At 64.3% G+C, this 14,839-nt stretch carries 12 protein-coding genes; 7 read left to right on the top strand and 5 right to left on the bottom strand.

Annotated features, from left to right (window positions below; genetic code table 11):
* Window positions 1-94: 94 nt before the first annotated feature.
* Both AC1DFU_RS20360 and argH read right to left on the bottom strand, forming a co-directional pair.
* A complete protein-coding gene (locus tag AC1DFU_RS20360; protein ID WP_092293051.1) occupies window positions 95-1,057 on the bottom strand; it encodes a Bug family tripartite tricarboxylate transporter substrate binding protein in 963 nt (320 codons plus the stop codon).
* A gap of 26 nt (window positions 1,058-1,083) precedes the next feature.
* Window positions 1,084-2,589 (bottom strand): argininosuccinate lyase, encoded by a 1,506-nt coding sequence (gene argH / locus AC1DFU_RS20355; protein WP_092293053.1) that lies wholly within the window; start codon window positions 2,587-2,589, stop codon window positions 1,084-1,086.
* Between the two features lie 163 nt (window positions 2,590-2,752).
* Between argH and AC1DFU_RS20350 the strand changes: the two genes are divergently transcribed.
* A complete protein-coding gene (locus AC1DFU_RS20350) occupies window positions 2,753-3,637 on the top strand; it encodes a LysR substrate-binding domain-containing protein (protein ID WP_092293055.1) in 885 nt (294 codons plus the stop codon).
* Between the two features lie 5 nt (window positions 3,638-3,642).
* Here the strand turns inward: AC1DFU_RS20350 and AC1DFU_RS20345 are convergent, their stop codons facing one another.
* The gene (locus AC1DFU_RS20345; RefSeq protein WP_441591063.1) at window positions 3,643-4,368 is read right to left on the bottom strand and encodes a hypothetical protein; all 726 of its coding nucleotides are present in this window, start codon (window positions 4,366-4,368) and stop codon (window positions 3,643-3,645) included.
* A 138-nt stretch (window positions 4,369-4,506) separates the two neighbouring features.
* Here AC1DFU_RS20345 and AC1DFU_RS20340 point away from each other — a divergent pair, with 138 nt between their 5' ends.
* Window positions 4,507-5,736, top strand: coding sequence for an MFS transporter (locus AC1DFU_RS20340; RefSeq protein WP_441591062.1), 1,230 nt, complete (start codon window positions 4,507-4,509; stop codon window positions 5,734-5,736).
* Here AC1DFU_RS20340 and AC1DFU_RS20335 read toward each other — a convergent pair.
* Both AC1DFU_RS20335 and AC1DFU_RS20330 read right to left on the bottom strand, forming a co-directional pair.
* Window positions 5,733-7,082: an MFS transporter gene (locus tag AC1DFU_RS20335; protein ID WP_092293061.1), complete on the bottom strand. Its 1,350-nt coding sequence runs from the start codon at window positions 7,080-7,082 to the stop codon at window positions 5,733-5,735. The two genes, AC1DFU_RS20340 and AC1DFU_RS20335, sit on opposite strands and share 4 nt — an antisense overlap.
* A 29-nt stretch (window positions 7,083-7,111) precedes the next feature.
* Window positions 7,112-8,062, bottom strand: a complete 951-nt coding sequence (locus tag AC1DFU_RS20330) for a GlxA family transcriptional regulator (protein WP_092293333.1) — start codon at window positions 8,060-8,062, stop codon at window positions 7,112-7,114.
* A gap of 105 nt (window positions 8,063-8,167) precedes the next feature.
* Between AC1DFU_RS20330 and AC1DFU_RS20325 the strand changes: the two genes are divergently transcribed.
* The 5 genes from AC1DFU_RS20325 (at window position 8,168) to AC1DFU_RS20305 (ending at window position 14,826) form a co-directional block, all read left to right on the top strand.
* On the top strand, window positions 8,168-9,343 hold the full coding sequence (locus AC1DFU_RS20325; RefSeq protein ID WP_092293063.1) for an MFS transporter: 1,176 nt from the start codon (window positions 8,168-8,170) through the stop codon (window positions 9,341-9,343).
* 295 nt (window positions 9,344-9,638) lie between these two features.
* The gene (locus AC1DFU_RS20320; protein ID WP_092293065.1) at window positions 9,639-10,172 is read left to right on the top strand and encodes a fimbrial protein; all 534 of its coding nucleotides are present in this window, start codon (window positions 9,639-9,641) and stop codon (window positions 10,170-10,172) included.
* A 68-nt stretch (window positions 10,173-10,240) separates the two neighbouring features.
* Window positions 10,241-10,996, top strand: coding sequence for a fimbria/pilus periplasmic chaperone (locus AC1DFU_RS20315; protein ID WP_092293067.1), 756 nt, complete (start codon window positions 10,241-10,243; stop codon window positions 10,994-10,996).
* Window positions 10,997-11,110: 114 nt separating this feature from the next.
* Complete coding sequence (locus AC1DFU_RS20310; protein ID WP_441591060.1) at window positions 11,111-13,684, top strand: fimbria/pilus outer membrane usher protein; 2,574 nt, start codon at window positions 11,111-11,113, stop codon at window positions 13,682-13,684.
* Between the two features lie 68 nt (window positions 13,685-13,752).
* Window positions 13,753-14,826: a fimbrial protein gene (locus AC1DFU_RS20305; RefSeq protein ID WP_441591059.1), complete on the top strand. Its 1,074-nt coding sequence runs from the start codon at window positions 13,753-13,755 to the stop codon at window positions 14,824-14,826.
* Window positions 14,827-14,839: the final 13 nt, after the last annotated feature.

Raw genomic sequence — 14,839 nt, 5'->3', positions numbered from 1 at the left:
GTTCGGGGATGATGTAGGTCAAAGAGGGTAGGCTACCCTCCCTGTAATGGGGGGGCGGGTCTGCCCCAGTTGGGTGGGCGCGAACACGCCGTTCCTAATCGAGCTGGACATTGGCGCGCTTGACCACCTCGGTCCAACGCTTGTTGTCCTCCGCGATCACCTTGGCGAAGGTGTCGCTCGTGCCATAGAACGGCTGCGCGCCTTCGGCAATCAACTGCTTGACCATCGCCGGATCCGTGGCGACGGTCCGGACGGTGTCCTGCAGCTTCCTGATGACCTCTGCGCTGGTGCCGGCCGGTGCCATCAGGGCTGACCAAGACTCGGTCTCGGCGTTCTTGATGCCGAGTTCCTCAAACGTCGGCACGTCCGGAATCGCGGGATTGCGCTGGTGGCTCGCCACGCCGAGCAGCCGGATCTTGCCGGCCTTCGCATACGGCTGCAGGCCCGGAAGATTCGCGAACAGGATCTGGATCTGGCCGCCGAGGAGGTCGGTGGTCGCCGGTCCCGCGCCTTTGTATGGCACGTGGGTGAACTTGACGCCCGTCCGCAGCATGAACAGCTCGCCGATCATGTGGTTGACGGAGCCCTGGCCGGCGGAGCCCATGTTCAGCTTGCCGGGATTCGCCTTGGCGTACTGGAGCAGTTCGGCCATGTTCTTCGCCGGCGTGTTTGCGGAGACAGCCAGCACGTTCGGCACCGTGGCGAAGAGCGCGATTGGCGTGAAGTCCTTCGCGGGCGAGAAGGTCAGGTTCTTCGTCAGGAGCGGCTGGATGACCTGGCTGCCCATGGTGGCGTACAGCAGCGTGTAGCCATCGGCACGTGCCTTGGCCACATAGGCCGCGCCGATGGCGCCGCCGGCGCCCGGCTTGTTGTCGACGATCACCGGCTGTCCGAGCATCTGGGACATGCGCGTGGCCAGCAGCCGCGCGGTGAGATTCACAGTGCCGCCGGGCGCGAAGGGCACGACGAGGTCGATCGGCTTGTTGGGGTAGCCCTGCGCGCCGGCGGCCGAGCAGCACGCCATGGCCGCGATGAGCACGGTGGTGAACTTGAACATGGTTGTCTCCTCTATTCTTGATGTTGTCAGCCGGCGGCCAGGTTCCGGGTGCGCTGCTCCAGCAATGCGGCGGCGTCGTCGATGCGGGTGACGGTGGCGTCCAGCGCGGTGGTGCGGGTATCGAGCGCGCGGCGCTGCACGTCGAGCCGCTCGCGCACGCCTTGCGGGGCTGGCGCGCCGTACGACTGGCGACTGTTCACATTGCGGATCGGGTCCAGGCATTGGGCGACGTCCTCGGCCGAGAGCCCGGCGGGCCTGCCAACTTGCTCCGCAGTGGCGTCATCGATCATCGCTGGGGTGATCGCGGTCGCCGGCAGGCCCTCGTCGAGCGCACGCCGCACTACGGCGCCGATAATGTGATGGGCATCGCGGAACGAGAGGTCGGCCTTGCGGACGAGCAGGTCGGCCAGATCGGTCACCGTGGAGAAGTCGTTAGCCGCGCGCGACGCCATGCGTTCCCGCTCGGGCTGCACGTCCCGCACCAGCAGCTTCATCAGTTCCAGGCTCTTCAGGGCCTCTTCGCAGCTCTCCCAGCAGGTTCGCGTGCTTTCCCGGCTGCTGTCGCCGGAATGCGAGAAATGCGTGGATTTCACCGTCGTGAGGGCGGCCGAGGTCAGGCCGATCAGCTGGGCGGTCTTGCCACGCAGGTATTCGAGCACGACCGGGTTCTTCTTCTGCGGCATGATGCTCGACGTGCCGGCGATGCTGTCCGGAAACGTCAGGTAGCCGAATTCCGGCGTCGACCAGATATAGAAGTCCTGCACCATCCGGCTGCAGGTGATCATCATGATCGAGAGTGCCGCGCTCAACTCCAGCGCAAAGTCCCGGGACGCCACGCTGTCCAGCGCGTTGCCAAGCGGCTGGCTGAAGCCGAGCAGGGTGCTGGTGAGGGTGCGGTCGACCGGAAATGACGTGCCGGCGAGCGCGCAAGCGCCCATCGGGCAGCCGTCGAGGGTTTCCAGGACGTGCATCAGGCGGTCGATGTCCCGGGACCAGGCTTCCACCAGCGCCGACAGGTAATAGCCATAGGTGATGGGCTGCGCGGCCTGCATGTGGGTATAGCCGGGCATGACGTAGTCAGCGTAGGCATCCGCCTGGCTCAGCGCGGCATCGCATAGCCCGGCCAGCGCCGAGCAGATCCGGATCACGAAGCCGCGCGCGCGGATCCGGTCATTGGTCGCCCCAATATCGTTGCGGCTCCGTGCCGTGTGCAGACGGCCGCCGACATTCTGGCCAATCAGGCGGATCAGGTGCGCCTCGTAGTTGAAATAGGCATCCTCCCGCGCTTCATCGAGTTCGACGACCTCGGGGCCCTCGCGCCGCATTTTCAGCAGGGCGTTGGCGAGGGTCGCCGTGGTGGTTTTGTCGAGAATCTCCTGCTGGTCCAGCATGACCAGATGGGCCAGGTTGATTTGCGTCAGCACTTCGAAATTCTTGGTAAAGAATTCACGCGTGGTACGCGGCTGGAAAATGTACTGGATAACCTCTTTGGCGGGAGGTTGCTTAAGCCGGCGGCTGACTTTGGATTCCATTTTCAAACTCGGTTGAAATAAACATACATCGAGTTTGGTTTGCGACAACCCATGCGTCAAATCAGCCGATCGCACTGTCTTATACAATTCCGATATGGGTTGAGGGCGGGGTGGCGCATGCGTCCCTGCGTGCCACAATCGCCATCTTTCGGGAGGCCGTTCCATGAACTTCAAAGAAATCGAGGCGTTCCGCGCCGTGATGATGTCGCGCTCCATGACCACGGCGGCCGGTCTTCTGCATACGTCGCAACCCAATATCAGCCGCTGGATCGGCTTGCTGGAGAGCAAGGTGGGCTTCCAGTTGTTTCAGCGCGTGGGGACCAAGTTGATTCCGACGGCAGAGGCCGAGGCGTTCTATGCGGATGTCGAACGCGCTTTCATCGGACTCGAATCTCTGGACGATAGTGCGAACACCATTCGCAGCCGGGGCACCGGGCTACTGCGCGTGGGGGCCGTCGGCTCCATTGCCGACAGCATATTGCCGGACGCCATGCGATTTTTTCGGCAGGATTTTCCCGATATTCCAGTGCTGCTGAATACGGGCAGGTCCGAGGTGGTGGCTAAATGGATCGCGAGAGGATTTTGCGATATTGGATTTTGCTCCGTTCCGACCGAACTACCGAGCCTGCAATATGAGGAAATCAATCTCGCGCGTGGCGTGGGCATTGTTCCCGCATCCCATCGGCTGGCGACACGTTCGGTCCTGAATCCGGCGGATTTCGAAGGGGAATCCTTCATTTCGCTGCCGGCGGAAAGCGCGAACCGGCGGGAGATCGACCGGCACTTTCCGATCGGCTCGCGGCTGCTGGCCATCGAAACGCCGTTTGCCACGACGATCTGCAAGATGGTCAGCAAGGGTCTCGGCGTGTCCATCGTGAGTCCGATCGTCAGCCACGCGCTTGGCTTGCCCGATGTGCGCGAGATTCCGTTTGCGGGCGAGGTCATGTTCCGCAGCTTCGCGGTCACGTCTGACCATTTCCCCTTGAATTTCCTGGCTAGCCGGCTGGCGGCGTGCGTGCGGCAGGCGTTCGACGCAGCGGATGACTGAGGCGGTTAATCCGCCGGTCGCCACTGGCCGGAGTCGTGGCGGACATCGACCCTTTCGCCATTCAGCCGCAGTTGCTCGGCATTCATCGTCGCGGCAGCGGCAGGGTCAATATCGAATTTGATGTTGAGCGCCTGTTCGACGGGGGCACTTTCGACCGGCAACTCCCAGGTCAAAAATAGCTGTGTCCAATCCTGGTCCGAGGGAAAATCGGCCAAATCGAAACCATCGCTGCCGCGCCGAATGACGGCGTGCGGCTGGCAGGTATCGAAGATCATCACCGTCCCCCGTTGCAAGGGGATACGAAGATCCAGCGCCGGAAAATGCACGTCCAGCCCTTTGTCTTCACTCAGGAAGAGATTGCAGAAGGCCAGACCGGCGTATTGCTCTCCATCATGGTGATAGCGCGCGCCGCGGCAGGCCATGAGCGCGACGTCGGTCGACAAAATCATGCCGAAGGTGCGCGCCCAATCTGACACCGCCTGTACGCAGGCCGAGTAGTCGGGCCAGCGCATTCGCGCCCGTGGCAGGGACATCGCTTCGACATCGCCGGTTTCCAGCGACATATTGGACGCGATTTCCCGCGCCCAATCCGCGCGCAGCCGGGCCGGCGGTTCGGGAATGTCGACCGTGCCGGATAACACGACGTCACTCACACTCCGGCTGCGGATGGCATCGTCACTCCAGAAATAGGCAATGAGCGGTGCAGGAGAGGGTTGGGGGATGTGGTGCATGGCCGACAGTGTAATGCGTCGCCCTCATTCTGCAGGGCAGTGCTTCCTCGGTATTCCCGAGGATGTATTTTCATTGACGATTCAACGAAAATGGCATTTCCGGCCTGTGCACAGGCCGCTAATAACAAGAGCCCTCGCATGTCCCGTCTTGCCTCGCTGCGTCCCGCACTGCCAATTCTCATTGGCGCCTCAGTCATGCTGTCGCTCGCCATGGGCCTGCGGCAGAGCCTGGGCATTTTCGTGCCGCCCCTGACCCGCGACATCGGGATTTCAGTGGGCGATTTCACGATTGCCGTGGCGGTACAAAACCTCACCTGGGGTGTGTTGCAGCCATTTGCCGGCGCGCTGGCGGTACGAACCGGGTTCCGCCCGCTGATGGTCGGGGGCGCGTTGCTGTACCTGATCGGGCTGGTGCTGCTCGCCACGTCCCACGGACTCTGGGCGGTCGTGCTCGGCGCCGGGGTGCTGATCGGCATGGCGATGGCTTCCACCGGCACGGCGATGGCGATGGCCGCGGCATCGAGCGCCGTGAACGTTCAGGTGCGCAGCCTGGTGCTCGGCTGCGTGTCGGCCTGCGGTTCGCTCGGGGCGATGATCGCCGCGCCGCTGGGGCAGAGCATTGCCAGCGAATGGGGCTGGCGCATGGGCGTGGCCGCCTTTGTCGTGCTGGCGCTGGTGATGCTGCCCGCCGCCTGGTTTGCTGGCCGTTCTGACACTTCGCGCCAGGCGCCCACGCGGGCGCAGCCGGAGCTGAGTGGCCGCCAGGCCCTGATGGGCGCGCTGCGGCATCCGCCGTTCGTGGTCATGGCGCTGGCCTACACCGTCTGCGGGATGCAATTGGTGTTCCTGACGACGCACCTTCCCGCATACCTCGATATCTGTGGCATGGACCCGATGCTGTCCGCCAAGGCGCTCGGCATGATCGGCGGATTCAACGTGCTGGGCAGCCTGTTTTTCGGATGGGCGGGCGGGCGGGTCAACAAGCTGCTGTTGCTCGGCGGCATCTATATCTGCCGGTCCCTCGGCTTCATCTGGTTCTTCCACACCCTGCCGACCCCGGAAAGCACGCTGGTGTTCTCCGGGGTCATGGGGTTTCTCTGGCTGGGCGTGTCGCCGCTGGTGCAAGGATGGATTGCGCAGACGTTCGGCCTGCGCTGGCAGGCGATGATCGCCGGCGTGGCGTTCTTCAGTCACCAGATCGGCAGCTTTATCGGCGCCTTCGGGGGCGGCTGGCTCTATGACCTGATGCAGAACTACTCCGTCGCGTGGAAGGTGGGCGCCGCGCTGGGGTTGACCGTTGGCCTGATCCAGATCGCCTTCGCGCTGGTGCCGAGGGCGCCGTCGCCGGATCTGGTGCCGTCCTCCTAATCCAGCGCGCGGTTCCTCGACTCCACGTTGACGGCGCCAATGGCGACTGCCCCGGCGAGCAGCATGGCGGAGATCAAGGCCAGCGCCAGGGTGAAGTGCGTGGCCATCACCGGGGCAATGATCGAGGGCGCGAACAGTCCGCCGAAACGCGCCACGGCGCCGCACGTGCCCATGCCCGTGGCCCGCAGGTCGGTCGGATAGACCTCGGGGGTGAAGGCGTACAGCGCGCTCCATGTGCCAAGCAGCGAGAAGCTCATGAGTAGCGTCGAGCCGACCACCACCGTGGGATCGGTGCCAAAGCTGTACAGCATGCACCCCGCGGCGCTGAGCAGCAGGAAGCCGATCAGGGTGGGCTTCCGGCCCCAGCGTTCCACGCCATAGGCAGACAAGGCGTAGCCCGGCAACTGCACGATGGCGAGGATCACCAGGAAGACCTGCCCGCGCATGAAGGCGAATCCTTCGGCGCCGAGCTTGATCGGCAGGTAGACGAACACGCCGTAGTACGCGATGGAGACGAGCGCCCATGCCGCCAGCAGCGCCAGGGTGCGGCGCCGAAGACCGCCCGAGAACAGCGCAAGGACCGATTTTGGCGCGGCACGCTCCGCTTGCAGCGGCGGGATTTCCACCTGCCTGCCGTTCGCATCGGCCACACGCTGGAGCACCGCGCGCGCCGCGTCCGGCTTCCCGTTTCGGTTGAGGAACATCGGCGATTCCGGGATATAGAAGCGCAGGACCACGCCCACCAGCGCGGGAATGGCGGTGACAAGGAAGATCGCGCGCCAGGCCTGATCGCCATAGGACAGCGCTGCCAGCGCCAGCAAGGCCAGGCAGAGCGTGCCGAGCGCCCAGAAGGACTCCAGCAGGACCAGCCAGCGGCCACGGCGGTCGCGGGGCAGGAACTCCGCCATCATGGTGTAGTCGACGGGCAGCGTGCCGCCGACGCCAATCCCCGTGAACAAGCGCAGCACCAGCAGCCAGGTCAGGTCCGGCGCGAAGGCGGAGGCGACCCCGCAGATCGCGTCGATGACCACGGCCGTCATCAGCACGGGCCGCCGGCCGATGCGGTCCGCCAGTCGCCCGAAGAAGAACGCCCCCGCCAGCATGCCGACGAAGAAGAACGTGCCCGTTTGCAGCGCCTGGGGCACGGAGATGCCGAACGTCTTCGCAATCGACGGGGCGCTGAAGCCGATGGACAGCACCTGCATGGCGTCCGCCAGCCACACCAGGCCGAAGATGACAAAGAGCCGGTACTGGAACTTGCCGACGCCCGCGGCCTCGATGGCGCTTTCCAGAGACACCGGGGCGGCCGTAGCGTGGCGGGGGATGTGATCGAGCGTGCTGGTCATGTTGGGGGGAGACTGTCGATGGGAAGGTGTCAGGCCGATCGCTCGGCAGGGGCCCGGCTCAGGCGGCGAACTGCCTGCGGCGGTTGCCCGGTGGTGCGGACGAAGGCGCGCCGCATGCGCTCGCGGTCAGAGAATCCGACTTCCTGCGCGATCACGTCCAGCGAAAGTCGGCCTTTCTCCAGCAGCAGCCTCGCCGCCTCCACGCGCAGGTGTTCCACGGCCTTTGCGGGCGATTGACCGGTCTCCGCGCTGAATGCCCGGCTGAACTGGCGTGGACTGAGCCCGGCGACATCGGCCAGTTCGTCCACCGTCAGCGGATGGCGCAGGTTGGCGTTGGCGTGGTCGATGGCTTTCTGGATCCTGTCGGACTTCGGGTCGAGGTCGAGCAACGTGGAAAACTGCGACTGGCCGCCCGCGCGCCGATGATAGATGACCAGCTTGCGCGCCACCGTGCGCGAGACCTCCGCGCCGTGGTCCTTCTCGATCATGGCGAGCGCCATGTCGATGGTGGCCGTCATGCCTGCGGAAGTCCAGATCGGCCCGTCCACGATGAAAATCTGGTCCTCTTCGACCGCGATCTTCGGGAAGCGGCGCTGCAGGTCATGCGCGAACCGCCAATGGGTGGTTGCGCGCCGGCCATCCAGGACGCCCGCCTGCGCCAGGATGAAGGCGCCCGTGCATGGCGCCGCAATCCGCCTTGCCGTCTTCAGCGAACGGGCGACGAAAGCGGTCAACGCGGCGGAAGTGATGTCGATCTCGACCCCCGAGCCGAACATGACCGTGTCATAGGCGTTGTCGCCGAAGGGCTGCGAATCGACCCGAATGCCGGCCGACGACATCACCAGTCCGCCGGTCTCCGACAGCACCGTCACGTCGTAGGCCCGCTCTTCGAGGACGACGTTGGCCAGCTCGAACGCCGTGACGGCCGCCAGGCCCATCAGATAGAAGTTCGGAAAGACGACGAAACCGATCGTGTGCATGGTGATACCCGGGGTCATGTCCTGAATTGACGGTATATATGACATTTGAGACACGGTCAACGGCGAATATGATCGATATCAACCGCATTTCACCGAGTTGCTCCTATGGATCGTCGACTACTGATACTGGCGCTGGGCATGTTCGCCATGGGCACGGACAACTTCGTCGTCGCCGGCATCTTGCCCGGCGTGGCGGCTTCGTTGCACACATCGATCAGCATGGCCGGCCTGATGGTGACTTGCTACGCGTTGACCTATGCCGTGGCGGCGCCCGTGATGGCCGCCGTGGCGGGCAACTTGCCGAGAAAGCGGCTGCTGGTGACCGCGCTGGGCATTTTCGTGATCGGCAACGCCATCAGCGCGCTCGCTACCGACCTCCAGTGGGTGCTGCTGAGCCGGGTGCTGGCAGGCTTCGGCGCCGCGCTGTTTTCGCCGACCGCATTGGGTGTGGCCGCCGCGCTCGCCGCACCGGAGAAGCGCGGGCGTGCGCTGGCCACGGTCACAGCCGGCCTGACGGGGGCCACGGCGCTGGGCTCGCCACTCGGCACCTTTATCGGCGGATTCGGCGGGTGGCGGGGAACGCTCTGGTTCGTCACGGCGCTCGGTATCGTCGCGATGATCGGCGTCTGGACGATGCTGCCGTCCGTTCCGTTGCCAGCGGCCGTCCGGTTGCGGGAGCGGCTTGCTCCCTTGCGTGACAGGCGCGTCGCGCTGACCTTGCTCACGTCACTGTTCGCGTTCGGCGGGTTCCTGATGGTCTACACCTACGCCGGCGTGGTGCTGGCGCGCGTGACGGGTGGCGACGAACGCATTCTGGCTGGGATGTTGCTGGTGTGGGGCGTTGCCGCGACGTTCGGGAACCTCATGGCCGGCCGTCTCGTGGACCGCTTCGAGAGCCGCCACATCATCCACGCGATGCTCTGGGTGGCGATCCTCAACTTCTGTGCGCTGCCGTGGATGGCCGGCCACGCGGCGACGGCCCTGGTTTCGCTGGTCATCTGGGGCATTTGCGGATGGGGGCTCATCGTTCCGCAACAGCATCGGCTCGTCCAGTTGTCCCCGACGACGGCGCCGCTGGTGCTTGCGCTGAACAATACGGCTACCTATACGGGGCTGGCCTGCTCGGGCCTGCTGGGCGGGGTCGTAATCCAGTCGACAGGCGGGCAGTACCTGAGCCTGGTCGCGGCCGTGTTGATCGCCATGGCCTTCGGCTTTGCCATGGCCGCGCATCGAAGTATGGCGAGCCAGCGCCGAGGCATCCGCCCAGCGATGGTCTCCTGACTGCTCGCGAAATTCGCGCTTCACCGGAGCCCCCGCCGCACCAGCGGATTTCGTGATTCTCTCTGCATTTTCGGCCGTCACGGCGCACGCCAGTGACGGCTTTCGCACGTCTTCTCCCGTCTGAAAATTAAAGAATCGTCGATTTATCGGGCGGGCTGTCCTCCCTATTATTCGCTCGATTGCAGCGAAGCGTTCCCGACCACGGCAACACGTCCTGCAAACAGGCTGGCCACATCCGTACGCATGTTCGCAATGTCCAGATTCTCAGTCGTTTTACCTCTGCATAGATTCCTTCATGAAAAGCAAACTCCTCTCCGCCTTGATCATTGGTGGCACCGCAATGGCTTCGCAAATGGCTGCAGCCGCCGACGGTACGATCACCTTCACCGGCAACGTCACGGCGCAGACTTGTGCCATCAATGGTGGCGCTACCAATTTCGTGGTTGCCCTGCCGACCGTGTCGGCGTCCTCGCTCTCCGCAGCGGGCAAGACCGCCGGCCGCACGCCGTTCAGCATCGCGCTGTCGGGCTGCACGCCGACCGCAGGCAATGTGCGCACCTTCTTTGAGGCGGGTCCCAACACCGACGCCTCCACGGGTCGCCTGAACCTCACCGCAGGCGGCGCCCAGCGCGTGCAGATCGGCCTGCAGAACGCCTCGGACGAAACCAACATCAACGTCGGTTTCGCCAATGCCCTGCAAAACTCGAAGTCGGTTCCCCTGGCCTCTGGTGCCGCCACGCTGCGCTACTACGCCCAGTACGTCGCCACCGGCGCGGCAACCGCCGGCGCGGCCAATACCAGCGTGATGTACTCCATCGCCTATCAGTAAAGCCGTATCGGGTGGCGCGGTGTCGCGCCACCTTTTCACCCCTTGTTTCCTGAATACCGCGTGCAATCATGATCACCAACCAGAAAATCCGTTCCGTACTGACCGCAGCCGTGCTCGTGCTGAGCCTGCCTGCCGCGTGGAGCGCCCACGCTTCGGTGGTGATCGGCGGCACGCGTGTGGTGTACAACGCCAACGAAAAAGAAGCGACGATCAAGCTTTCCAATCAGGGAAATGCTCCGGCGCTGACCCAGGCCTGGCTCGACAATGGCGACCCCAAGGCCGCGCCATCTACCGTGGAGGTGCCATTTCTGGTCACTCCGCCCGTGATGCGCATTGATCCGAAGAAGGCGCAGACCCTGCGCATCCTCCATACCGGCGAGCCACTGCCGCAGGACAAGGAGTCGGTGTTCTGGCTCAACGTGCTGGAAATCCCGCCCAAGGCCGAAGCCAGTGGCGCGAACACCAACCATTTGCAGCTCGCGTTCCGCTCGCGCATCAAGATGTTCTATCGCCCCGCAAACCTGAAGGGCAGCGCACTGGACGCTCCGGGGCAGGTGGCCTGGCGGTTGGTGGCATCCGGCAATCAGTTCAGCCTGGAAGCCCGCAATCCGACCTCGTACCACGTTTCCTTTACCGCGCTGGAAGTGAAAGGCAGCGACGGCAAGGTCGCCAGCTTCGATGACGGCGGCATGGTGAACCCGGGCGAAACCCAGGTGTTCCCGCTCAAGGGCGACGTCACGCAGTCCGCAGCGCCCAAGGTCCATTACACCGCCCTCAATGACCATGGCGGAGCGGTCACCGGCGAAGCCGCCGCGACCCACTGAATAGCGGCGCTTGCCGGCGAAGCTGTCGCCGCGCAGGACGCCTCCAACGTATCCCCTATCTAGCGTTTTTGCGATGCCGCCATACGGCAGGGGATCGGCTTGTCTGAATTTGTGATGAAGATCCCCGTGTCCCACCAAAAACAACCCCTCGCATCCCGTTTCCGCCTGCGTCCGACCATGGTTTCGCTCGCGCTGTTCACCAGCGCCTCGGCGTGGGCGGATGGAATGGCCACCCCTACTGCTGGGGAGGTTGCCTTCAACGATATCTTCCTGCACCAGCCCGGTCACGGGCGGGTGGATGTCAGCCGCTTCAGCAAGGGGAATGCGGCCGTACCGGGTACGTACCGGGCGGATCTGCATGTCAACGAAGTCTGGCTGGGCCGGACTGAGGTTGTCTTGCGCCAGGCCGGCGCAGCAAACGAGGTGCATCCGTGTTTCGATCGCGCCCTGCTCGAGCGCATCGGCGTGGACCTTGCCGCGCTGACGCCGGAGGCCAATGCGCTACTGGACGATGCCGCTGCCTGCCCGACGCTCGCGCAACTGGTGCCGGACGCTGTCGCGCACTTCGACAGCAGTGAGCAGCGCCTCGATCTGAGCCTGCCGCAAGTTGCCATGAGCCGCCAGCCGCGTGGCTACATCGACCCGAAGTATTGGGATGAAGGTGTGAGCGCAGGACGCCTGCTCTACAACGCCAGCGTTTATCACAATAGCGGGCAGGGTTTTTCCGCCACGCAGGGCTTCGTCGGGCTGAATGGCGGCGTGAACGCGGGCGCATGGCGTTTTCGTCACAACGGCAGCCTGACCCACCACGAACGCACCGGCACCCGCTACCAGGCGACGCAGACGTTTGTCCAGCGCTCGCTTGCTTCCATCAAGAGCCAGCTGGTCTTTGGCGATGCCTACACCGATGGCACCATGTTTGACAGCGTGGGCTTTCGAGGCGTGCAACTGTCGAGCGACGATCGGATGTATCCGGAGTCGCAGCGCGGCTATGCGCCGGTGGTGCACGGCATCGCCAGCAGCAATGCCCGGGTGGAGATCCGCCAGAACGGCAACACGATCTACGAAACCAACGTCGCGGCCGGCGCCTTCGAGATCAACGACCTGTACCCCACCGGCTATGGCGGCGACCTCGAAGCGGTGGTGACGGAGGCCGATGGCAGCGTGCACATCTCGAAGGTGCCCTATGCCGGCGCGGTGAATGCTCTGCGGCCGGGCGTGACCCGCTATGGCGTGGCCGCGGGCCAGTATCGAAGCGCCACGAGCAATGGCAAGCCGCTGATGATGCAGGCCACCGTGCAGCATGGCTTCACCAACCTGATCACAGGCTTTGGCGGGGTGACGGTTGCGCAGGACTATGCGGCCGGCGTGATTGGCGCCGCGCTTAACACCCGCTTTGGTGCGCTGGGCGCGGATATCACCCATGCCTCCACGCGGCTGCGCAGCGAGCCGGACCGTCATGGGCAGAGTGTGCGGCTGAGCTTGAGCAAGCTGGTGGAACCCACCAACACCAACCTGACGCTGGCCGCCTATCGGTACTCCACGGGCGGGTACCTCAGCCTCGCGGATGCCGTCGCCCTGGGCGATCTGGACCGGAAAGACATGGGCGTGGCCTTGCACGGCACCCCACGCGGCCGGCTGCAACTGGTGCTGAACCAGGCGCTGCCGGGCGGCTACGGCAACTTCTACGTGAGTGGATCCACCCAGGACTACTGGCGGCGCAACGGCCGCGATACACAGTTCCAGCTTGGCTATAACAACAGCTTCCGGCGGGTCAACTATGGTGTCTCTGCCGCGCGCCAGTTCGACGTGAACACCGCGAGGTGGAACAGTCGCGTGATGCTGAGCCTGGGCGTTCCGCTGGGCAAGGCCACGCAGGCACCGTACTCGACGACCAGCGTACAGACCGGCTCGTCGGGGCCTACCTCGGTGAACCAGTCGGTGACTGGATCGTACGGCGTCGACAACGCATTCAGCTACGGCTTGAATGCCGGGTACACCGGAGGGGGCAGCGCGAGCCATGCCACGAGCGTCGGTGCGAACGCGTCGTATCAGTCGACACTGGCCGCGTTCACGGGCGGTGCCAGCAAGAGCAACACCTATACCCAGGCATCCGCCGGTATCTCGGGCGGCGTTGTTGCCTACAGCGGCGGCGTTGTCCTGACGCCGAGCCTGGGCGACACCCTGGCGATCGTCGAAGCGAAGGGTGCATCCGGTGCGCGGGTCGGGGGCGGCAATGGCTTGCGGGTGGATCCGTGGGGGCGTGCGGTGGTGTCGAGCCTGATGCCGTTTGCCCGAAACGAGGTGGAAATTGATCCCAAGGGCCTGCCGCTGGATGTCGAACTCAAGTCGACGCTGCAACAACTCGCCCCGACCGCCGGCGCAATCGTGAAGGTGTTGTTCGAGACGGCGAACCCCGGCCGGGCCGCCATCGTGCGCGTGCGGACGGCGGATGGCAAGCCGGTGCCGTTCGGCGGGGAAGTGCTCGACGCCGCGGGCGAATCGGTGGGCATGGTGGGGCAGGGCGGGCGAATCATCGTCCGTGGCCTGCAGAGCGATAGCGGCGAGTTGACGGTGGCTTCGGCCGATGGCGCGGGGCAGGCATGTCAGTTCAGCTATCGACTCCCCGCGCTGTCCGATGCGCGCAACGCGATCGGCATCGCCACCGTCGATGCGCAATGCCTGTAGCCGCGCGGCTTCGGCCCGCAATCGCCGCCGGAAAGCCGGAGGCAAATGCCAACAGCGGAGGATTTTTGATGTCAGTCATTACAGCAGCAAAGCTTGGGCGGACGATGGTGATCACCGTGGTGGCATGGCTGGCGCTTGCCCAGGGGCAAGCCCACGCCCAGGGTCTCACGTGTAACAGTCCCAATCCCGCCGTGTTCAATTTCCAGCTACCCGTGGGGACCTTCGCGGTGCCAAGGGATGCGCCGGTTGGCACGCGCATTTCCCCGTGGACCAGCAGACAAACTGCGGGCAGGCAGACGTGGCGATGCACTGTGCCGGCGGACGTGAACATCGGGCCGGCTTATCGGGCAGGGCTGCCGCGGGCCGGGCAACTCCACTATTCCGAGGGCGGGGAGAGTTTTCCGGTCTTCACCACGAATGTCCAGGGGGTTGGACTGGTGATCGGCGTCAATTCAGGGGCTGGGGGCAATTGGTATGGCGGCGATAACGCGAGGCTGCACGGCGTCCCGACAAATTGGGAGGTTGCCGTCGGGACAACAAGCAGTAGCCGCCAACCCATGGGGTTTGGGACGCGAATGAGTTTCGCATTCGTCAAGACCGGGCCGATTACAGCCGGCGCGGTGAATCTTCCGGGTGCTGTCCTGCAGGTCGGCATTGACGCAATGTACGACGGGAATCCGCAAGCCATCGTCGATGTGAGGGCAAGTGGCAGCCCCACCTTCTCCGAAGTGGCCTGTACCACGCCCAATGTCAACGTGAACATGGGCACGCGGTCGCACACGGATTTTCAAGGTGTGGGGTCCGCCGCGCCCGCGACCGCGTTCACCATTGACGTCAACAATTGTCCCGGGGGGCTGAATGGCATCCAGTATCGGGTGGATGCCGTCACCCAGGTACTTAATAGCGCCAATTCAGTGGTGGCCCTCGATGGGAATTCGAACGCGCAGGGCATTGGCGTGCAGTTGCTGGATGGCGCCGGTGCCGTGCTGCCGCTCGGGGTGGATAAGCCATTCACCGGATATAACCGCACGTCTGGCGGAAGCTACAAGATTCCGCTAAAGGCACGCTATTACAAAACTGGCGAAGTAATAAGGGGAGGCACCGCCAATACGGCAATGACCTTCACCATGACTTACCAGTAATGCATCAAAAGCA

This window comes from Cupriavidus sp. 10L45 (assembly GCF_056395225.1).
The sequence above is the reverse complement of the archived record's forward strand: the minus strand, read 5'-3'. Positions and strand labels throughout refer to the sequence as shown.